This window comes from Anaerobacillus sp. 63XJN7_4_ISO-PGPR-S23-413 (assembly GCF_056173725.1).
Genome location: NZ_CM149688.1, coordinates 2,812,749 through 2,830,895 on the forward strand (window position 1 = coordinate 2,812,749; position 18,147 = coordinate 2,830,895).

Here is an 18,147-nt window from a genome sequence, read left to right on the forward strand (position 1 = left end):
GAAATAGCTCGTCCTTCAGTAATACCTATGCAAAAAAAACCAAAATATACTCAATGGGTATACATTCCACTATTTTGTTGGTTTACTTCCCCATGAAGGCAGCTATTAAGCCCTCCAGATATGACATTCGCCATATCTTCTATAAAAACATCTACTTCTTTAGGTGTAACCATTAAGTTGTGTCCCATAGGAGCAAGAACCTCTCGGATTAAATTACGTTTTTCTTCATCTTCTAGCGTCCCAATCATGCCAAGAAATGTTTGTCTTTTCTCTGCATCAGGGAGATCATCCTCTGTATATGTTTTTCTTTCTCCGAAAGTCATTCCTGCAGGAGCTAATGATTTCGATGGCTTTCCTTTTTCCTTCAACTCTCTTCCAAAATGTTTCAAAATAAAATCAATCGTATCACTCGTTATAGAGACAGCGTCAACAACTGTTGGTATGCCAATCGCTATTACTGGTATGCCGAGGGTATCAAAGCTTAGCTCCTTACGCTTATTTCCTACACCCGAACCAGGATGGATTCCTGTATCAGAAATTTGTATAGTTGTATTTACACGCTCGATTGATCTTGAAGCAAGCGCATCTATTGCAATCACGAAGTCTGGCTTAGCTTTTTCGATAACCCCATGTATAATATCGCTCGTTTCAATTCCTGTTACCCCCATAACACCTGGAGTAATTGCGCTTACAGGGCGAAACCCTTCTGAAACGGTTTCTGGTTGAAGCTCAAATAAGTGGTTTGTAATGAGCAGATTTGAAACAACTAATGGCCCTAGTGAATCTGGGGTAACATTCCAATTACCCAGCCCAACAATAAGACAACTCGCTTCTTTCGCAATATTTTGTTGTTTAAGGAAAGCCGCAAATTCATGAGCAAAGACATCCTGAACGGTTTGTTGAAGAGCAGAGTCTTTTCGACGAATTCCCTGTACCTCGAAGGTAAGATAATGACCAGCTTTTTTTCCTATCTCTTTCTCACCCTCTTCTGTCACTTCAACGGTTGTAATATTTACTCCCTTTTCATTTCTTTCTTTCACAATAACGCCTTTAAGCCCATCAGGCTTATCTTCTTTCATGCTTTTTGCTTTTTTCTCTTTCACCATTTCTTGCGCTTCAACCGCAAGATCTGTTCTCACCTGATATTTTTCTAGATCAACGAATCCCATCAGATCACCTCTCATTCTATCTGTTACATGTTAGCGTAACCCTGAAATAAGGTTTTCATTCTCTATTGCAATTCATTGTGCTATTTGATAGAATGTTTCTTGTTCTATGCACGGATATGACATGGAATTGTTAAGCCTTGCAAGGAGGTGAAAGGTATGCCAAATATTAAATCTGCGGTTAAACGCGTTAGAACTCAATCTGATCGTCGCGCTAATAACCTCGCTTTCAAATCTGAAATGCGTTCTGCAATCAAGACTTTTGAAGCGAAAGTTGAAGCAAAAGACGTTGAAGCTGCGAAAACAGCTCTTAACCAAGCTTCTAAGCGCATCGACAAAGCTGCTGATAAAGGAATCATTCATAGAAACACAGTAGCACGTAAAAAATCTCGTCTAACTAAAATGTACAACGAGATTTCAGCGTAATTCCTTAAAACGTTAAAAGCTGTTGGGGCAACCCAACAGCTTTTTTATGTGTTTTTAATTTTAGTAACTAACAATTCAAGAATAAGTTTTTTATCCATTCTACCTGTTTTCATTTCATAATCCGATTCTGCGATTTGGTCTAGAATAAAACGCAACTTTTCTTCATGAAAACTTCGACTTTGCTGCTGTGCAATTTTAACCGCGTAAGGATGCAATTTAAGTGTCGAAGCCATTTGCTTTTGACCATAACCTCGCTTAGAAAGTTCACTAACCTGGTATATAATTCGAAATTGCCTGCCGATTAAAGAAAGAATTTTGATTGGTTCTTCATTTATTTTTAATAAATCATATAAAATACGAAAGGCTTTATCTAGGTCTTTTCTAACAATCCGGTCTATTAGCGCAAAAATATCATTTTCTAATGTTCTTGCAACAAGGAGATCAACAACCTCCGCATTGACAACTCCACCCTCACCAACGTATAGAGCCATTTTATCAATTTCCTGCTGCAATAACATCAAATGACTACCTGTTAATTGAACAAGCCTCTCTTCACCTTCCTGGTCAAATGTAACACCATTCTCTTTTGCTCGTTGCTGAAGCCAGTCCCCAAGATGACTTTCTTGTAAAGCCTCAGCTTTCACAAAGGCTCCTGCTTTCTTAATTGATTTTACCAATTTTTTTCTCTCATCCAGCTTTTCATAAGGTGCTTCAATTATGAGTATCGTAAAAGGAGAAGGGTTTTCAGCATATCGTTGAAGGGAATCAAGATCATGCTCAACTTTGCTTTTGTCCCTAGCAGCTGTTAAAAACAAAGGATTCTTTACTATTATCACCCGTTTCTCCCCGAGAAACGGCAGCGTTTCAGCATCTTCTACGGCAGCTTGTACGGGGGTTTCGTTTAGATCATAATAAGCAAGTCCAAATTCTCTTTCCTCTTCAGGTAGTGCCTGTTCAATGATCATTTTTTGCAGCTCATCAATTAGGAAAGCTTCTGTTCCTGTTAAGAGATATAGTGGATCTAACTTGTTCTGTTTGATTTTCTTTTTTAAGTCTGAAATGGACATTTATGTACACCTCGATTTTATTCGTCCATTCCTATCCTAATAGCAGACAACAAAGTTGGCAAGTAGAAAAGGGAAGCCGGCTGCTACAACCAGCCTCCCATTTATAGTAAACGCTGCTCCGTAAGGCCTAGGACTCTTACCAAGCAACGATGTTCGGTGTGTAGTAGATAGGATATCCTATGCAAAGTTAAAGTATGGGTGACAACTCTTTACAGGAAAGGGAGTGATTTTTTCGCATAAATTACGTTCATTAAAAACGTAAACAGTTCATGGATAATAAAGACATGAGGAATAATACATGATACAATATTGTTTGAAATGTACATTTAAAGGAAAACCCCTACATAAAGACTACATAGGTAGTTAACAGTGAATACTATTGGGGAAGCAGGAGGGAAGGCAAATGAACGAGTTCGAAAAAGATGTTCAAGCTAAGGAGAACGACGCTGTTCAATCAGCTGTTGGCTTTGCAGTACCATTTTTATTCTTTTCCATCATTTTCTTCACGGCTGTAATTATTAAAGCGCTAGGCTAAATAGACTGCCCCAGGCAGTCTATTTTCAATTTAACATCACAGACCACCTTCCAATTTTGTTGTTTCTAAAGATGTATCTCACCGTACCATTCTCATCTGTTCTGAGGACTGGAATATGAAGTTCTTCATACCTTTTCAAAACCTCTTCGTTTGGATGACCATATCGATTATTTACACCTACTGAAATAATCGAAAGCTCAGGTGATAAATGCTCAATAAACTCTTTAGAGCTGGATGTAGGGCTTCCATGATGCCCTACTTTTAGTACATCGATTTCTTTGAGGTAACCACTTGAAAGCAATCGACGTTCTCCCTCTTCTTCCAGATCTCCTGTAAATAGCCAACTATATCCGCCTAATCGTGCATGAAGTATAATGCTACCGTCGTTCTCTTCTGCTTTCTCTAAAGCCTGAAAAATTGTAAATCGAGCGTCATTCAGAGACCAGGATTGCCCCGCCTCCGCTAAAGAAATAGTGGTCCCCCCTTCTTTCGCAATATGAATCAACTCTTTTTCTAATGCCGTTTGTTCTGTGCTGTGATCGAGTAATAACCTTCTTACAGAGACCCCTTCAAGCAACTCCTTGGCTCCCCCCGCATGATCATAATCCCCATGTGTCAAAATTAACAAATCAACGGCACGAATTCCTTTAGACTTGATATATGGAAGGACTACATCACCCCCTATATCAAATGATGAAGCTCTTTTTCGCCACTCTTCCTCATTGCCATACATCGGTCTTCCTCCTGTATCAATTAAGATGACCTGCCTTTGAAAAGGCAATGTAATTAATATACTATCTCCTTGACCCACGTCAATAAACGACACTTCTCCATATGGATTCAAATAAGGCATAACGTATAATACGATGCAAAATACACTCCACAAAGTTCCGCCTAAGAGAACATTTCCACGCTCCCACAAAAGCAAAATACCAATACTTACGCCTAATGAGACAATTAGCGTTATGGCTGATATTTTCCCGAATACAACAATCGTATCCTTACCTGCAATAAATACAAAGAAAGTATGAATATGATCTATAAAAAAAACGAGAATTTCAGAAATAAATTGAAAAAGAAAATGTAAGTGGAGGAAATGCAATAGAAAGGTAAGCATCAAACCTGGTAATACAATGACTGAAATAATTGGAACATATATGAGGTTTAATCCAAGACTTAGAATGGAAATTTGATGAAAGTGATAAATAACAACGGGGAATGAAATAATTTGAGGGATAACAGAAAGAGAAAGAAGCTGAGCGAATGGATGAGTTGAACGATTAATGATCGATTTGGAAGAAACAATTAAAGCAAACGCAATGAGAAAAGAAAGCTGAAATCCAATATGGTAGGCGTAATATGGGTTTACAGATAAAATAACCACACAAGCGAATGAAACACCATCAAGCGGATTGACATTTAACTTTAGCCGTAAGCTGATGACAACTAGCATAGCCATTAATGAAGCTCTCATAACAGAAGGAGCACATCCTGTTAGAGTCATATAAATCGGATAAAATGCAATGAGTGAAGTATACGCTTTTTCTCTGGTTAGTCCTAAACGGATACATAACCAAAAGAACACCCCTCCCACAACGCCAACGTGTAACCCCGAAACAGCCAGAACATGACTTAATCCTAAAACTTGATAAGCTTCCTCAACTTCATCTGGTAATAGGCTTCGTTCGCCTATTAACAAAGAAGCAGCCAATCCATGAAGGCGGGCTGGGTATTCTGAAACAATGGTCGATAAAACATTTTGACGAGATTGCTGAACTAAAGAAAAAAATGACTTTGATAATTTGTGACATTCAGGCTTTGATTTTAGTTCATAAATCCAATGAATGTTTTGGTAATAAAGATAACGCTCATAATCAAATAAAGAGGGAACTCTGAGAGGGGATGGAGGCTCTAGCGACCCAGAAAGGTAACATGTATAACCAACTTCTAATTGCTCTACTTCATTTTTTTCTTGTATAGAGGAGATATAATAATTGACCTTCAATTTCTCTTTTTCAGTCTTTAGTTCAAATGACATAAAATCGCCATCAATTTCTGGTATTGACGAAATGGTTCCTAGAATATTACTTGGCCCTTCCTTTAAGGATGTTACATTAAAAACATTCACAATAACTGTATAACTAAAGAAAAGAATGCAGGTTAGGCAAACTAACAGCATTAATAGCTTTCGCTTGCCCTTCCATAACCATAGTAATACTACAAATAATACAAAAAAGGCGCCTGAAAAATTGACACTCATTACGCCAATGAATGCAGCAGCTGCTATGACCCACAAATTCCCTTTCATTACATGCCGTATAGTTTTGAAGCTTTCTCATATAAAGGTTTTACTTCTGTTGGATCGAGTCCAGCATCAGATACTTTTCTTAACAAATCAGCCGTTAAATCAAGTTTCTCTTGACTATTTGTATCCAAAATCATTTCTTCCAGCTCAACTTGTCTAACACTTACTCCTGCATCCTCAAATAATTCAATCGCATAAGGATGATTTTTATAATTCTCAGCGTAGATGACCGTTTTAATTCCAGCCTGTATAATTGCTTTACAGCAGTTGAGACAGGGAAAATGAGTAACATAAATTTCAGCATCAGTTGTTTGCACACCAAATTTAGCACATTGTATAATTGCATTCATTTCAGCATGAATGGTACGAACACAATGATTATCAATGACGTAACATCCTTCATCAATACAATGCACCCCACCTGACACAGATCCATTATATCCGCCAGCAATCATACGCTTATCCCTCACAATTGTTGCCCCTACAGTTAAACGAGTGCATGTGCTCCTAAGTGCAAGTAAATGGCTTTGCGCCATAAAATATTGATCCCACGAAATGCGTTCCAAGGTTCTCCCCCCAATGTCTTTTATCTTCTATTAGTTTGATCTAAATAAACTGTCTCGTCAATCTATCTCATTGAACCGTAATCAAATCCTTTAATTTCTCAAACGTTTTCTCCCCGATCCCACTGATATTCATCAATTCTTCTATTGCAGTAAAACTACCATTGTCTTCTCGAAATTGGACAATTGCTTCAGCCTTGGCAGGACCTATCCCCGGCAGTTTTTGAAGCTCATTTAAATCAGCTGAATTAATTGAAACGAGCTGTGATTCAACACTTGGCTTCTCACTAACTGAACTAACTGAACTAGATGTCACTTCCCCAACTATTGGTACATAAATGACCATTTCATCCACTACTTTGCTTGCTAAGTTCAGCTGAACCTGATCGGCATCTTCAAGAAATCCTCCAGCTTTTTTAATGACATCCTTTACGCGCCCATTGCTATTTATTTCATACACGCCTGGCGCTACTACAGCTCCTTTCACGTCTACCAGTACGACACTAACTACTTCATCCGGCTTCTCTACAACCGTTTCTTTTGTTTCTTGGAGTTCACCACCTTCACTTTCTAAAAGCGCATGATCAAATGAGAGATTGTCTTGATTTTCTGCAAATACATTAAAATAAAAGAGGAAACTAATACCAACCGAAACGGCCAGAATAGAAAGAATTACTTTTTCACGAACAGTTAAATTTCGAAAATACTTCATTCTTCTCTCATACCTTTCTAATGTTTCATGGTCTTAAACATATATTTAGACTTTCATACATATGTTGTAGGAGAAATGAGTATGGAAGGAGGGGGAGTAAATTGAAAATCGGTGTAATTGGTACCGGCAATATGGGGACAATTCTTATTTCTTCCTTTATTGATTCGTGCGCCGTAATACCTTCCCATCTCACAATAGTAAATCGATCAATCGAAAAAGCGGCAACATTAAAAAGGCAGTACCCTTCGTTAAACCTTGTGAGAAGCGCAGAAGAAGTAGTGAAAAAATCTGATATGATCTTTGTTTGTGTAAAGCCACATGAGTATTTCCCACTCTTAAAGAAAATTCGACCTGGACTTAAACCCCAGCATCTTGTTGTTTCCATCACAAGTCCAATTAAGGTGAGTGAACTCCAATCGTTTGTTCCATGTGATGTTGCAAGAGCCATCCCAAGCATTACAAACAGGGCCCTAAGCGGCGCTTCACTCGTAACATTCAGCAGTCAGTGTTCTGAAGCAAATAAAGTGAAATTGCTTTACCTCATGTCACAAATTTCAACGCCGATCGAAACAGAAGAAGAAATCACTAGAGTTTCATCTGATATTGTCAGTTGTGGTCCTGCTTTTCTAAGTTACTTGATCCAACAGTTCATCGAAGGAGCAGTAGCTGAAACAGACATATCAAATGAACAGGCTTCCATTTTGGCTACTGAAATGCTGATCGGGATGGGGAAGCTTCTTGAAAAAGATTATTTTTCACTTGAAACATTGCAGAGAAAAGTAACTGTAAAAGGAGGCGTAACTGGAGAAGGGTTGAAAGTTCTCGAAGCGGAAACTGGAGAGATGTTTCGTCATTTAATACAGAGCACTCATAAAAAATTTGATGAAGATCGCGAAGGAATTAAAATTCAATTCAAGGAAGAATCGAGACAAAAATAATAACTACTTAAAGTTCATTCGTCAAAACTTAGCCGTTTCCTTTAACCAAATAAAAAAAGAGTGATTTCAATTGAAATCACTCTTTTTTCATTTCACAGCTCTAAAAAACAGGCGCTCAGATGTAGGAGTTGGAGCTAGCTCAGTAAAGTCAGCTGTTACTGAAATATTTGAAAAGCCTACCTCTGTTAACCAGGCTATATAATCATCCGTTTGGAACGTTCTTTGAAAATGAAGCTCATCAAATCGTTCATAGAGACCTTCTTCATTTTCTACAAAAAAGCTTAATTCATGCTCAACAGATCCCTCTTCTTCCCCGGCATAACTATTCCATATATAAGAAATGTCATCTTCACTACTCGCAAAAGTATGACCAACAAAATGGTTTTCCATTTTGTGAAGAGAGTGAACATCAAATAACAAAACCCCACCTGGTTTTAAATGCTTATAAATGCTTCGAAAAGAATCTTGAACACCATTTTTATCTGTGACATAGTTCAAAGAATCACAAAAAATCGTTACTATGTCGTACGTTTCACCAGTATCAAGTTCTCTCATATCTTGTTGGAGCAGGTTTAAAGGAAGATTGTATTTTAGTGCTTTATCTTGCGCCACGGAAAGCATATGTTCTGAAAGATCCACTGCAGTAACATCATATCCCGCTGACGCAAGTCTAATTGAACATTCTCCAGTACCAGATCCTAAATCCAAAATACGACCATGAGACAATTCCCCTTTAACAAGAGCAGACCATTTCTCATAAGGAGCTTCTTCCATCAAACGATCGTAAACATAAGAAAAGCGTTCATACGATTGCATATTATGCCAGAATTTCTTCAAGGCTTAAATGCGGTGCATCGCCCCATAATTTCTCAAGATTATAATAGTTGCGCTCATCTTTATGAAAAATATGGACAATGACGTTCCCTAAATCAACAAGAACCCATCTCGCTTGGTCATATCCCTCAAGCCTCTTCACATCCATACCTTGCTCTAATGCCTGGTCTTTAACCTCTTTTGCAATAGCTTGAACTTGCTTCTCTGAATTCCCGTGACAAATCAAGAAGTAATCTGCAATTAAAGAAACTCCATTCATATTAAGGGCTACAATATCTTCAGCTCTTTTATCATCGGCTGCTTTTGCAGCAAGGTTAATCATTTGGTTTTCATTCATATTGTTTCCTCCAATTCTTCTCAGGCGTTCAATGATTTTACAATGCTGTTATATGTTAAGAACGTCGCCGGATAAACGGGTTGATTCTTCTTCATTAGAAACTGCACAGTGTTCCTGAGAGACAACGCAATAGCTTGATCGAGATCTTGTTGAACCATTTCTCTGACCTCATCTACACCAGGAAATGACCGTCCTGGTTCAATGTAATCAGCTATAAACACACATTTTTCCATTAATGTCATTTCAGGACGACCTGAAGTATGATATTTGATGGCATTTAGAATTTCTTCATCCTCAATCCCTATCTCACAACGTACTAAATAAGCTCCAACTGGAGCGTGCCAGAGTTCAGGCGAATACTCCAGCAAATCTTCAGGAAATCCTTGATCAATAATAACCTGGCGCATTTCATCCTTTGGACGAAACTTAGCATAATCATGAAAAATAGCCGCAATTTCTGTCTTTTGACGATCTGCGCCATATTTTTCTGCAAGCTCAATTGCAGTATCCGTTACTCCAACAGTATGAACGTAGCGATGCTCAGTTAAATGAGGCTCAACTAACTTTAACGCTTCAGTTCGATTCATATAATCCCTTCTCTTCAATAAAAGTTCGGACGGCTTCTGGAAGCAAGTACCGTCCACTCTTTCTATGGCGTAAATCGTCTCTTAATTCACTTGAAGAAACATCGATTTGAGGAACGTCTATAACAGAAACATTGTAACGTTCTTTATCTGGATCATACCCAGGTCGATTTACTCCTACAAATGAAATCATCGAAGACAACTCATCAATTCGATTCCAATTGGGGAGATCCTCAATCATATCTCCACCAATGATAAAATAAAAATCGATATTAGGATAATTTTCTTTCAATATTTCAATTGTATCAATTGTATAGGATCGATCATTACGTTCAAATTCGATTAAAGAAAGCTTAAAGTAAGGGTTCCCCTCTATTGCCAACTGTACCATCTTCACACGGTGATGATTATCAGTAATATGACTACCATTTTTATGTGGAGGTCGATGACTTGGCATAAACCAAATTTCATCCATTTGGCAAGTTTCGAGCACCCCTTGCGCAATGGTAAGATGACCGAGATGAGGGGGGTCAAATGTTCCACCGAGTAGGCCGACTCTTAATTTTTTCTCAACAGTCATTATGGAAGAATAATTTCTTTATTCTCTTCTGATTCTTTATACAAAACAACCATATTCCCAATAATTTGTACGAGCTCCGCCCCTGTTTCAGTTGATAGTTGTTCCCCAACTGTATTGCGATCTTCGTCACAATTTTGAAGAATGCTTATTTTAATAAGCTCTCTAACCTCTAATGCTTCTTCAATTTGTTTTGTCATATTCTCATTCACGCCACCTTTTCCTACTTGGAAAATAGGGTTTAGACGATTAGCTTTTGCGCGTAAGAAACGCTTTTGTTTTCCTGTTAACATTAATATCCTCCTAGCTCTTTTAAAACCGTATTTCGCATTCGTTTCCGATCAGGCGAGACTCCTGTCCACTTTTCAAATGCAAGCGCCCCCTGTTCAACAAACATCGAGATGCCATTATCAGTGACTGCGCCTTTTGATTTTGCAAGCTTCATCCATTTTGTTTCTAGTGGATTATAAATCAAATCACTAACAACCGTACCTGATCTTATATGTTCAAGTGATATTGGCATTCGATCAAGGTGAGGGCTCATACCAATAGACGTTGTATTAATAACGATATCGAACTGTCCCAATGAAGTCTCTGCTTCAGATAGCGTTATAGCATTTGCCACGCTGTAATGTTGACATAATTTTGATAGCTCTTCTGCTTTCTCAAGTGTTCGATTGGCAATCGTTAAAGATGCCACCTCGGATTGGGAAACAGAAACAGCAACTGCTCGAGCAGCGCCTCCAGCACCAATAACAAGGATTTTCTTTCCGCTCAAGTTTTTTTCTCCAATCAAAGTGAGCAACGAAAGTAAATAACCTGATCCATCAGTGTTCGTACCGATATATTTACCATCACGCTTATAAACCGTATTAACCGCACCAATATCAATAGCTTCTTGCTCCACCTCATCTAGTAATGGAATAATGGCGACTTTGTGTGGAATGGTCACATTGAAACCTTGAATATCAAGCATTTTCATTGCATCCACACCATCTTCCAGCTGTTCTGGCGATAGATCAAATGCATGGTAATGATGCGATAAACCAAGCTCTTTAAATTCACCGTTATGCATGACCGGTGACATCGAATGTCCTATAGGATGACCAATCAGTCCATATAACTTCCCCATTATCTGCCTCCTAGATGAGTGATTTTCTAATAGACACGCCTACTCCTTCAGGTGCATATGCTTTCACAGTTGTTCCTTTACCGGATACGGTTACCCATCCTAGACCTGAAAAAACGATATCCATCTTTTCCTCTTTGATCCGGAGTTCATGACCAACTAGAGCAGGCAGCTCTTTCTTTGACTGATATCCTGGAGGATAAAGAAGTTCTCCTAGATGCTCATCATAAAGATCATCAGCCTTCTCAATTTTTGTACGATGGATATAGAGATCATTTGACACATGACAAATAAAAGACTGTCTTCCGCCCTCAACAAAATCAAGGCGTGCAAGTCCACCGAAAAACAGCGTTTGTCCTTCATTTAACTGAAATACTTTAGGCTTAATTTCTTTCTTTGGACTAATCACTTTTAATTCCTCAGCGTTGACAAAGTGTGCCATCTGATGATGATTAATAATACCTGGAGTGTCATATAATGTGTTTCCATCATCAAGCGGAATATCAATCAAGTCAAGTGTTGTACCTGGAAACTGACTTGTTGTAATCATTTGCTCTTCATCTCCGCCAAACTCTTGTATAAGTTGATTTACAAAAGTTGATTTACCAACATTTGTACAGCCAATTATATAAACATCTTTTCCATCTCTCAAGCGATCAATTTCACCTGCTACATCCATAACGCTATCGCCTTTTTCTGCACTCATTAACATGACATCAGCAGGCTTTAGTCCATTCTCTTTGGCGCTTGTTTGCATCCACTTTACTAACTTTGATTTGTTTACTGACTTGGGCAACAAATCTACTTTGTTTCCAACTAATAAAACAGGATTTCCTCCTGCGAATCTCTGAATACCAGGAAGCCAACTTCCATTAAAATCGAAGATATCGACAATCTTGACGATAAGAGCATCCGTTTGGCTAATTTCATTTAGTATTTTCAAAAAGTCATCATCTGTTAAAGAAACGTCTTGAATTTCATTATAGTGCTTTAAACGAAAACAACGCTGACATATAATGACGTCTCGATTAAGTGCAGACGGTGGTGCATAGCCAAGTACGTTTTTGTCTTCTGTTTGAATGTGTACACCGCATCCGGCGCAAATAATTTGTTCGTTGTCCAAACTTATTCCTCCCAATTTATCTTCCCTTTTCGTTTCATCCAGGTAAGGAAAATGCTTTCTATTTTTCGATTGAATTTCGTAAAGAACCCATCTGTGCTTGCAACTGGCACGACAAGAATTGTATGAAGGCCCATGCGATTTCCTCCGACCACATCCGTGAAAATTTGATCTCCAATAACTACAGTATCATCTGCGCTAAGATTCATATCCTTCAACGCTTTCCGAAAAGCTTTAGTCATCGGTTTTCGAGCTTCATATATAAATGGCACCTCAACTGGTGAGGCAAACTTTTCTACTCTTGTCTTATTATTATTCGAAACAATGGTAACGAGAATGCCCTCATCACTCATTTGCTTAAACCATTTTAGCAACTTAGGTGTGGCGTCAGCTCTATTCCATTCCACAAGGGTGTTATCGAGATCAGTAATAATGCCCTTAATGCCTCGCTCTTTCAATAATTCTGGGCTTATTTGAAAGATGTCTTGTACATGTTCATTTGGTAAAAACTTATTTAGCAAATTGCAACACTCCTACTATTAGTGACATCCCTATTGTATCAATATTTTCACCTCGTACAACTATTAACTTACGAATGAACAAAATGAAAACAAAATAATAAAATCAAAATTTTTCGACACATTATGTCATTCACAAAATATGTGGATAACATTATTAACATAAACAAACCATTAAATCATTGTGAATGACTAAGATATAAACATGATACCCACAAATTATCCACTCTTCACTGTGGATAACGGAACGGTTGTTCTCCGTATGTTTACGTGGTAAGCTTACTGCAAATAAAAGATCCACATACACAATATGCGGACTAGACGGAGAATAGAACCTTATTCAGGAGGTGCTTAATCATGGAAAAGTTATCAGATGACTTATTGATTGAATCCTTTTATAAGGCAAAAGAATTAAAGCTAAGTAGCGACTTTATTGGTCTTATTCAACGTGAGATCAAAAGGCGCAGACTTGATAAGCAAGTTTCTCTTATCGGGATTTAAACATTGCCAACCTTGATCGTATCCAGGGTTGGCCTTTTTATTTTATTCGATTTCAAAGTAGTTCCCCCATGAAGAAGTCCACTCTTCGCTTGTTACTTCATCAGTCGTCTTCATTTTCTTCGCTTTTCGAAAGTGATCAGGTTCTGATAAGAAGACAACCGCCAATCCTTCTGCTTGAAACCATTCCTTGTACTCTGTAAGCAATGGCTCAATATCTTGTCTTGTATATGCAAAAGGTTTCAACGCCACCACCGTTTGGTCATTACGGGATAAAATAATGACATCATTTATAGCAGACTCATTTTTTATTTTTTTTCGAATAGCTTCTAATGAACTTAACGGTTTATGATCTTTCATTATTGCGGCTCCGATGGGAGCCATTTCTATTGAGCGAAAATATTCTCTTGGACCAAATGGAGATTGATCCTCGCTTTTATATATCGTTTGACACGCCGTTAACAATATAAGGATAGGAATAAGAATAGAAATGGATTTTATCACGTGAATCCTCCTTTCGCAAATAGAATCGGCGATGTTTGGAAAACTTATACGGGAAAGTTGCTTTTTTAAACAGGAAAAGTTGATAAACGTGTCGGTTTTTGATTACAATTGAGGTATCGCAATATGAGTTCATTTGAACTTTTATCATATTGAGCATTAGTGGGGAGGTTTTTGTAGAATGCTTCATGCAGCTGTCTTGCTACCTTTTCTGGCAGCGTTTTTCATCCCGTTACTTTATCGGGGCGTCAAACAAGTCCATTTAGGATGGTTTGTTCTTTTAGTTCCGATAGTGTTGTTTGGGTATTTTCTTACGTTTATAAAAGAAGTTACGCAGGGTGTACATACACTTAAAACGTTTGAGTGGATTCCATCACTCGGAGTGAACGTTACATTCTATATTGATGGTCTTGGCCTGTTTTTCGCGCTTTTGATCACTGGAATTGGATCACTCGTTGTTCTCTATTCCATTTATTATTTAAGTAAAGCCGAAAAGCTTGGCCATTTTTATGTCTATCTCCTATTGTTTATGGGAGCCATGCTCGGGGTTGTGTTGTCGGATAATTTATTTGTTCTCTACACATTCTGGGAATTAACGAGCATTTCATCATTCCTGCTAATTGGATACTGGTACCAACGAGAGAAATCAACATCTGGTGCCCTTAAATCCATGATGATTACTGTTTTTGGCGGTCTAGCCATGCTCGGTGGTTTTTTACTCATGGCAGATATCACAGGAACGGCAAGTATTAGGGGGATTATTGAAAGCGGAGAGATGATTGTTACGTCTTCCCTTTTCCCATTCATCTTAGTACTCGTACTACTGGGAGCTTTTACGAAATCAGCTCAGTTTCCATTTCATACATGGTTACCTGACGCAATGGAAGCACCAACACCAGTCAGTGCCTTCCTACACTCAGCTACTATGGTTAAAGCTGGTATCTACCTTGTTGCGAGGTTAAGCCTCATCTTCGCAGGTACCGATCTCTTTTTCTTGATTGTTAGTGGATTTGGATTGCTCACGCTATGCTGGGGATCTTATATGGCGGTTAGACAAACAGATCTTAAAGCTATCCTCGCCTATTCGACGATTAGTCAACTGGGTATGATCATGGCTATGTTAGGTTTTGGTACTGAAGTGGCTATTCTTGCAGCGGTATTCCACATTTTGAACCACGCTACGTTCAAAGGGAGTCTCTTTATGGTCGCAGGTATTATTGATCACGAGACAGGCACTCGAGATATTAGAAGGCTCGGAGGCCTATTTACGTTCATGCCAATCACTGCAACCTTAGCATTCTTTGGCACATTCTCAATGGCAGGATTCCCGCTACCTTTTCTAAACGGTTTCCTGAGTAAAGAAATGTTCTTTGAATCGTCCCTGCATTTTGAAAATGCATCTACAATTGTTGAAGCTGTTTCACCTTATTTCCCTTATTTAGCAGTTGGCGGAAGTATCTTCACTTTTGTTTATTCCATTATGCTTTTCTTCCGAACATTTACCGGTAAACAAAGGGATAAATTACCTAAAGAACCACACGAAGCACCGATTGGTATGCTTATCTCGCCAATCATTCTTGTACTTCTTGTGATCGTCATTGCTTTTGTTCCGAACGTTTTTGGGCATTCTCTTCTTTCGCCAATGGTGGATTCCATAGCCGGTTCAGCTGGTGAAACGCATATTAAATTCTGGCACGGATTAGGGCCTGCTCTTTACATGAGTTTAGCTGTACTTTTGCTAGGAACGGTTTTCTATCTGACCCGTACAAAATGGGAACGTATATACAATATTTTACCTGGTAAACTTTCTGCAGCTAAAGCCTATGATGGTATTATAAACGGCATCATAAATGGATCTAAGAAATTAACGAATGGTTATATGACTGGATCTCTCAGGCATTACATGATATATATCCTAATCTTCTTCATAGCTCTTGTCTCCATCACCATAAGTGTTACTGGAGGCTTCGAAATGTCATTTGATGACCTGGCCCCGATTGCTATTCCTGAGTTACTTATAGCGATTGTGATGGCCGGCGCTGCTTTTGGAACGATTTTTATGAAGAATCGTATTGCCGCTATTCTAGTACTTGGAATCGTAGGGTATGGATTATCCCTATTATTCGTCTTCTTCCGAGCACCAGACTTAGCGCTCACTCAGCTTATTGTAGAAACCGTAACGGTTGCACTATTTCTTCTATGTTTTTATCACTTGCCTAATTTTGATAAACAGAAGGAATCCAAAAGAACAAACGCCGTTAACTGGGTCATCTCTATATCTGTAGGGGTTCTTGTAACTATGATAGGAATCGCTTCACACAGTACGAAATTGTTTGAACCAATTTCAGAGTACTTTCTTAAAAACTCCTATAAATTGGGCGGAGGAGACAACGTTGTTAACGTTATTCTTGTTGACTTCCGTGGACTTGATACGATGCTTGAAATCCTTGTACTTGGACTTGCTGCGCTCGGCATCTTCACAATGATTAAATTGCGTCCGAGTAAGAAGGAGGGAAATGATTAATGGAAATTATCATGTCTGTACTTGCAGGTCTGCTTTTTACAGCAGGTGTCTACATGATGCTGCAAAAACAAATTCTTAAAATCATTATCGGTACGGCACTGTTGTCTCATGGAGCACACCTCTTTATTATTACGATGGGAAAGTTAAATCGTGGAAAACCTCCTATCCTTGCAGAAGGCGTAACAAGTTATGTTGATCCGTTACCACAGGCACTTATATTAACTTCCATCGTTATTAGTTTCGGTGTGACATCGTTTCTTCTTGTGCTAGCGTATCGGACATATCAAACGAACGGTACTGATAATATGGAGAAGTTAAGGGGTAACGAAAATGAGTAATCTAGCTATACTACCAATTTTATTACCGTTATTAACTGGAATCATTCTTGTATTCCTCAATAAACGGTTGCCACTTGTACGATTGATTACACGCATTATGGTGCTAGTCAATCTCGCAGTTGTATCTGTCATCGCATTTAATGTGATTCAAAACGGCACGATCGTATTAAAAGCCGGGGATTGGACAGTGCCTTATGGCATTGTTCTGGTCGCCGATCCGCTTGCTATGTTGTTAGTCGTCACTGCGAATATCATTGCGGTTGCATGTGCTTTTTATGCTTTTAATTCGCTTGATGAACAACGCGAACGGTTTTACTTTTATCCGCTTTTTCAACTTCTCATTGCGGGTGTTAGTGGTGCGTTTCTAACAGGAGACCTATTTAACTTATTCGTCTTCTTCGAAGTACTGCTTATTGCTTCATACGGATTAATCGTTCTTGGTGGGACCAAAGAACAATTCAGAGAGTCCTTTAAATACATCATTATCAATCTATTTTCATCTATGCTGTTTGTTACAACGATCGCCTTTCTATATGCAGTAGTTGGGACAGTCAATATGGCTCAGTTAGCTGAACGGATCGGTGAAGTTCAACAGGATGGTGTGTTAACGACCATTGGCATTTTGTTATTGATCGTTTTTGCAACGAAAGGTGCGCTTTTCCCATTATATTTCTGGCTCCCTAAGTCTTATACAGTTCCACCAACTGTTATTTCAGCATTATTTGGAGCGTTACTTACCAAAGTTGGGGTATATTCTATACTAAGAGTTTTCTCTCTGATCTTCGTCTATAACCTTACAGTTACGCATCAAATTTTGCTTGTACTGGCAGGATTCACGCTTGTTTTCGGTGTGATTGGGGCCCTTTCGACGAATAATGTGCAATTGATTATTGCCTATAATATCATTCCAGCAGTTGGTTATATGATTCTTGGTATTGGCACGTTCTCAGCAACTGCTCTTGCAGGCACAATTTATTATTTGCTTCATGATATGATTATTAAAGCAGCACTCTTCTTCCTTGTTGGTGCTATGGTGGCTTACGCCGGCACATCAGATTTAAGAAAGATGGGTGGCATTATTAAAAATCAACCAGTCCTTGGATGGCTCTTTTTCATTGCAGCATTAGCGCTTGCTGGATTACCGCCATTTAGTGGATTTATCGGTAAACTCCTTATTCTAAGAGGTGCTTTCGAGGAAGGACATTATGTACTAGCGATTATAGGATTAGTGACCAGTCTTTTAATTCTTCTTTCTGTTATCCGCATCTTTATTAATGGATTCTGGGGAGAGGCAAAGCAGGTATATGTTTCAACAGTTAACTCTACTAAAGGTAAAATAATGCCTGCTACTTTCTTACTCATTTTCACGATATTTCTTGGATTAGGTGCAGAATTTATTTATCCTACGGTTCAAACAATTGCGGATCAAATGATTGATCCAGCAAATTATATTGATTCGGTTATGAAGGAGTAGA

At 38.5% G+C, this 18,147-nt stretch carries 21 protein-coding genes; 7 read left to right on the top strand and 14 right to left on the bottom strand.

Annotated elements, in window-relative coordinates:
• Positions 1-50: 50 nt before the first annotated feature.
• Complete coding sequence (gene gpr, locus AC0VYO_RS14895; protein WP_430244173.1) at positions 51-1,169, bottom strand: GPR endopeptidase; 1,119 nt, start codon at positions 1,167-1,169, stop codon at positions 51-53.
• A gap of 156 nt (positions 1,170-1,325) precedes the next feature.
• On the opposite strand from gpr, the gene rpsT reads away from it, so the two are divergent.
• Positions 1,326-1,592 carry a 30S ribosomal protein S20 gene (gene rpsT, locus AC0VYO_RS14900; protein WP_194219495.1) on the top strand — a complete coding sequence of 89 codons (267 nt, stop codon included), beginning with the start codon at positions 1,326-1,328 and terminating at the stop codon, positions 1,590-1,592.
• Between the two features lie 44 nt (positions 1,593-1,636).
• Here the strand turns inward: rpsT and holA are convergent, their stop codons facing one another.
• A complete protein-coding gene (gene holA / locus AC0VYO_RS14905) occupies positions 1,637-2,659 on the bottom strand; it encodes a DNA polymerase III subunit delta (RefSeq protein ID WP_430244171.1) in 1,023 nt (340 codons plus the stop codon).
• Between the two features lie 403 nt (positions 2,660-3,062).
• On the opposite strand from holA, the gene AC0VYO_RS14910 reads away from it, so the two are divergent.
• The gene (locus tag AC0VYO_RS14910) at positions 3,063-3,194 is read left to right on the top strand and encodes a YqzM family protein (RefSeq protein ID WP_194219493.1); all 132 of its coding nucleotides are present in this window, start codon (positions 3,063-3,065) and stop codon (positions 3,192-3,194) included.
• A gap of 25 nt (positions 3,195-3,219) precedes the next feature.
• On the opposite strand, the gene AC0VYO_RS14915 is transcribed toward AC0VYO_RS14910, so the two are convergent.
• The 3 genes from AC0VYO_RS14915 to AC0VYO_RS14925 form a co-directional block, all read right to left on the bottom strand.
• Complete coding sequence (locus AC0VYO_RS14915) at positions 3,220-5,502, bottom strand: DNA internalization-related competence protein ComEC/Rec2 (protein WP_475367765.1); 2,283 nt, start codon at positions 5,500-5,502, stop codon at positions 3,220-3,222.
• Positions 5,502-6,065 carry a ComE operon protein 2 gene (locus tag AC0VYO_RS14920; RefSeq protein ID WP_194219491.1) on the bottom strand — a complete coding sequence of 188 codons (564 nt, stop codon included), beginning with the start codon at positions 6,063-6,065 and terminating at the stop codon, positions 5,502-5,504. The genes AC0VYO_RS14915 and AC0VYO_RS14920 overlap by 1 nt, the downstream gene beginning before the upstream one ends.
• Before the next feature lie 67 nt (positions 6,066-6,132).
• A complete protein-coding gene (locus AC0VYO_RS14925; protein ID WP_430244165.1) occupies positions 6,133-6,774 on the bottom strand; it encodes a helix-hairpin-helix domain-containing protein in 642 nt (213 codons plus the stop codon).
• Positions 6,775-6,875: 101 nt separating this feature from the next.
• On the opposite strand from AC0VYO_RS14925, the gene comER reads away from it, so the two are divergent.
• Positions 6,876-7,712: a late competence protein ComER gene (gene comER, locus AC0VYO_RS14930; RefSeq protein ID WP_475365523.1), complete on the top strand. Its 837-nt coding sequence runs from the start codon at positions 6,876-6,878 to the stop codon at positions 7,710-7,712.
• A gap of 87 nt (positions 7,713-7,799) precedes the next feature.
• On the opposite strand, the gene AC0VYO_RS14935 is transcribed toward comER, so the two are convergent.
• From AC0VYO_RS14935 to AC0VYO_RS14970, 8 genes are read right to left on the bottom strand one after another with little or no spacing between them, the layout of a single operon-like run.
• Entirely contained in the window at positions 7,800-8,528 is a 729-nt protein-coding gene (locus AC0VYO_RS14935) for a class I SAM-dependent DNA methyltransferase (RefSeq protein ID WP_475369069.1), read from the bottom strand.
• 1 nt (position 8,529) lies between these two features.
• A complete protein-coding gene (gene rsfS, locus AC0VYO_RS14940) occupies positions 8,530-8,883 on the bottom strand; it encodes a ribosome silencing factor (protein WP_194219487.1) in 354 nt (117 codons plus the stop codon).
• Positions 8,884-8,903: 20 nt separating this feature from the next.
• Positions 8,904-9,470, bottom strand: a complete 567-nt coding sequence (gene yqeK / locus AC0VYO_RS14945) for a bis(5'-nucleosyl)-tetraphosphatase (symmetrical) YqeK (protein ID WP_194219486.1) — start codon at positions 9,468-9,470, stop codon at positions 8,904-8,906.
• Complete coding sequence (locus AC0VYO_RS14950) at positions 9,457-10,047, bottom strand: nicotinate-nucleotide adenylyltransferase (protein ID WP_475367766.1); 591 nt, start codon at positions 10,045-10,047, stop codon at positions 9,457-9,459. The genes yqeK and AC0VYO_RS14950 overlap by 14 nt, the downstream gene beginning before the upstream one ends.
• Entirely contained in the window at positions 10,047-10,337 is a 291-nt protein-coding gene (gene yhbY / locus AC0VYO_RS14955) for a ribosome assembly RNA-binding protein YhbY (protein WP_475365525.1), read from the bottom strand. The genes AC0VYO_RS14950 and yhbY overlap by 1 nt, the downstream gene beginning before the upstream one ends.
• Positions 10,337-11,176: a shikimate dehydrogenase gene (gene aroE / locus AC0VYO_RS14960; RefSeq protein ID WP_430244160.1), complete on the bottom strand. Its 840-nt coding sequence runs from the start codon at positions 11,174-11,176 to the stop codon at positions 10,337-10,339. Before aroE ends, yhbY begins: the two co-directional genes overlap by 1 nt.
• A gap of 10 nt (positions 11,177-11,186) precedes the next feature.
• Positions 11,187-12,296 (bottom strand): ribosome biogenesis GTPase YqeH, encoded by a 1,110-nt coding sequence (gene yqeH, locus AC0VYO_RS14965; RefSeq protein ID WP_475365526.1) that lies wholly within the window; start codon positions 12,294-12,296, stop codon positions 11,187-11,189.
• A 2-nt stretch (positions 12,297-12,298) separates the two neighbouring features.
• On the bottom strand, positions 12,299-12,814 hold the full coding sequence (locus AC0VYO_RS14970; RefSeq protein ID WP_194219481.1) for a YqeG family HAD IIIA-type phosphatase: 516 nt from the start codon (positions 12,812-12,814) through the stop codon (positions 12,299-12,301).
• 354 nt (positions 12,815-13,168) lie between these two features.
• Between AC0VYO_RS14970 and sda the strand changes: the two genes are divergently transcribed.
• Positions 13,169-13,312, top strand: coding sequence for a sporulation histidine kinase inhibitor Sda (gene sda, locus AC0VYO_RS14975; protein WP_194219480.1), 144 nt, complete (start codon positions 13,169-13,171; stop codon positions 13,310-13,312).
• A 42-nt stretch (positions 13,313-13,354) separates the two neighbouring features.
• Here sda and AC0VYO_RS14980 read toward each other — a convergent pair whose 3' ends face one another.
• The gene (locus AC0VYO_RS14980) at positions 13,355-13,813 is read right to left on the bottom strand and encodes a hypothetical protein (RefSeq protein ID WP_194219479.1); all 459 of its coding nucleotides are present in this window, start codon (positions 13,811-13,813) and stop codon (positions 13,355-13,357) included.
• A 178-nt stretch (positions 13,814-13,991) separates the two neighbouring features.
• On the opposite strand from AC0VYO_RS14980, the gene AC0VYO_RS14985 reads away from it, so the two are divergent.
• Genes AC0VYO_RS14985 through AC0VYO_RS14995 form a run of 3 tightly spaced genes read left to right on the top strand, consistent with a single transcriptional unit; the run spans position 13,992 to position 18,146 of the window.
• Entirely contained in the window at positions 13,992-16,334 is a 2,343-nt protein-coding gene (locus AC0VYO_RS14985) for a Na+/H+ antiporter subunit A (protein WP_475365527.1), read from the top strand.
• Positions 16,334-16,672, top strand: a complete 339-nt coding sequence (locus AC0VYO_RS14990; protein ID WP_194219477.1) for a Na(+)/H(+) antiporter subunit C — start codon at positions 16,334-16,336, stop codon at positions 16,670-16,672. Before AC0VYO_RS14985 ends, AC0VYO_RS14990 begins: the two co-directional genes overlap by 1 nt.
• Positions 16,665-18,146 carry a Na+/H+ antiporter subunit D gene (locus AC0VYO_RS14995; RefSeq protein WP_475367767.1) on the top strand — a complete coding sequence of 494 codons (1,482 nt, stop codon included), beginning with the start codon at positions 16,665-16,667 and terminating at the stop codon, positions 18,144-18,146. Before AC0VYO_RS14990 ends, AC0VYO_RS14995 begins: the two co-directional genes overlap by 8 nt.
• Position 18,147 lies beyond the last annotated feature (1 nt).

Bases quoted from the DNA above. Each gene is read 5' to 3' on its own strand.
- gpr (WP_430244173.1), bottom strand. From the start codon at position 1,169: ATGGGATTCGTTGATCTAGAAAAATATCAGGTGAGAACAGATCTTGCG.
- rpsT (WP_194219495.1), top strand. From the start codon at position 1,326: ATGCCAAATATTAAATCTGCGGTTAAACGCGTTAGAACTCAATCTGAT.
- holA (WP_430244171.1), bottom strand. From the start codon at position 2,659: ATGTCCATTTCAGACTTAAAAAAGAAAATCAAACAGAACAAGTTAGAT.
- AC0VYO_RS14910 (WP_194219493.1), top strand. From the start codon at position 3,063: ATGAACGAGTTCGAAAAAGATGTTCAAGCTAAGGAGAACGACGCTGTT.
- AC0VYO_RS14915 (WP_475367765.1), bottom strand. From the start codon at position 5,502: ATGAAAGGGAATTTGTGGGTCATAGCAGCTGCTGCATTCATTGGCGTA.
- AC0VYO_RS14925 (WP_430244165.1), bottom strand. From the start codon at position 6,774: ATGAAGTATTTTCGAAATTTAACTGTTCGTGAAAAAGTAATTCTTTCT.
- AC0VYO_RS14935 (WP_475369069.1), bottom strand. From the start codon at position 8,528: ATGCAATCGTATGAACGCTTTTCTTATGTTTACGATCGTTTGATGGAA.
- rsfS (WP_194219487.1), bottom strand. From the start codon at position 8,883: ATGAATGAAAACCAAATGATTAACCTTGCTGCAAAAGCAGCCGATGAT.
- yqeK (WP_194219486.1), bottom strand. From the start codon at position 9,470: ATGAATCGAACTGAAGCGTTAAAGTTAGTTGAGCCTCATTTAACTGAG.
- AC0VYO_RS14950 (WP_475367766.1), bottom strand. From the start codon at position 10,047: ATGACTGTTGAGAAAAAATTAAGAGTCGGCCTACTCGGTGGAACATTT.
- yhbY (WP_475365525.1), bottom strand. From the start codon at position 10,337: ATGTTAACAGGAAAACAAAAGCGTTTCTTACGCGCAAAAGCTAATCGT.
- aroE (WP_430244160.1), bottom strand. From the start codon at position 11,176: ATGGGGAAGTTATATGGACTGATTGGTCATCCTATAGGACATTCGATG.
- sda (WP_194219480.1), top strand. From the start codon at position 13,169: ATGGAAAAGTTATCAGATGACTTATTGATTGAATCCTTTTATAAGGCA.
- AC0VYO_RS14985 (WP_475365527.1), top strand. From the start codon at position 13,992: ATGCTTCATGCAGCTGTCTTGCTACCTTTTCTGGCAGCGTTTTTCATC.
- AC0VYO_RS14990 (WP_194219477.1), top strand. From the start codon at position 16,334: ATGGAAATTATCATGTCTGTACTTGCAGGTCTGCTTTTTACAGCAGGT.
- AC0VYO_RS14995 (WP_475367767.1), top strand. From the start codon at position 16,665: ATGAGTAATCTAGCTATACTACCAATTTTATTACCGTTATTAACTGGA.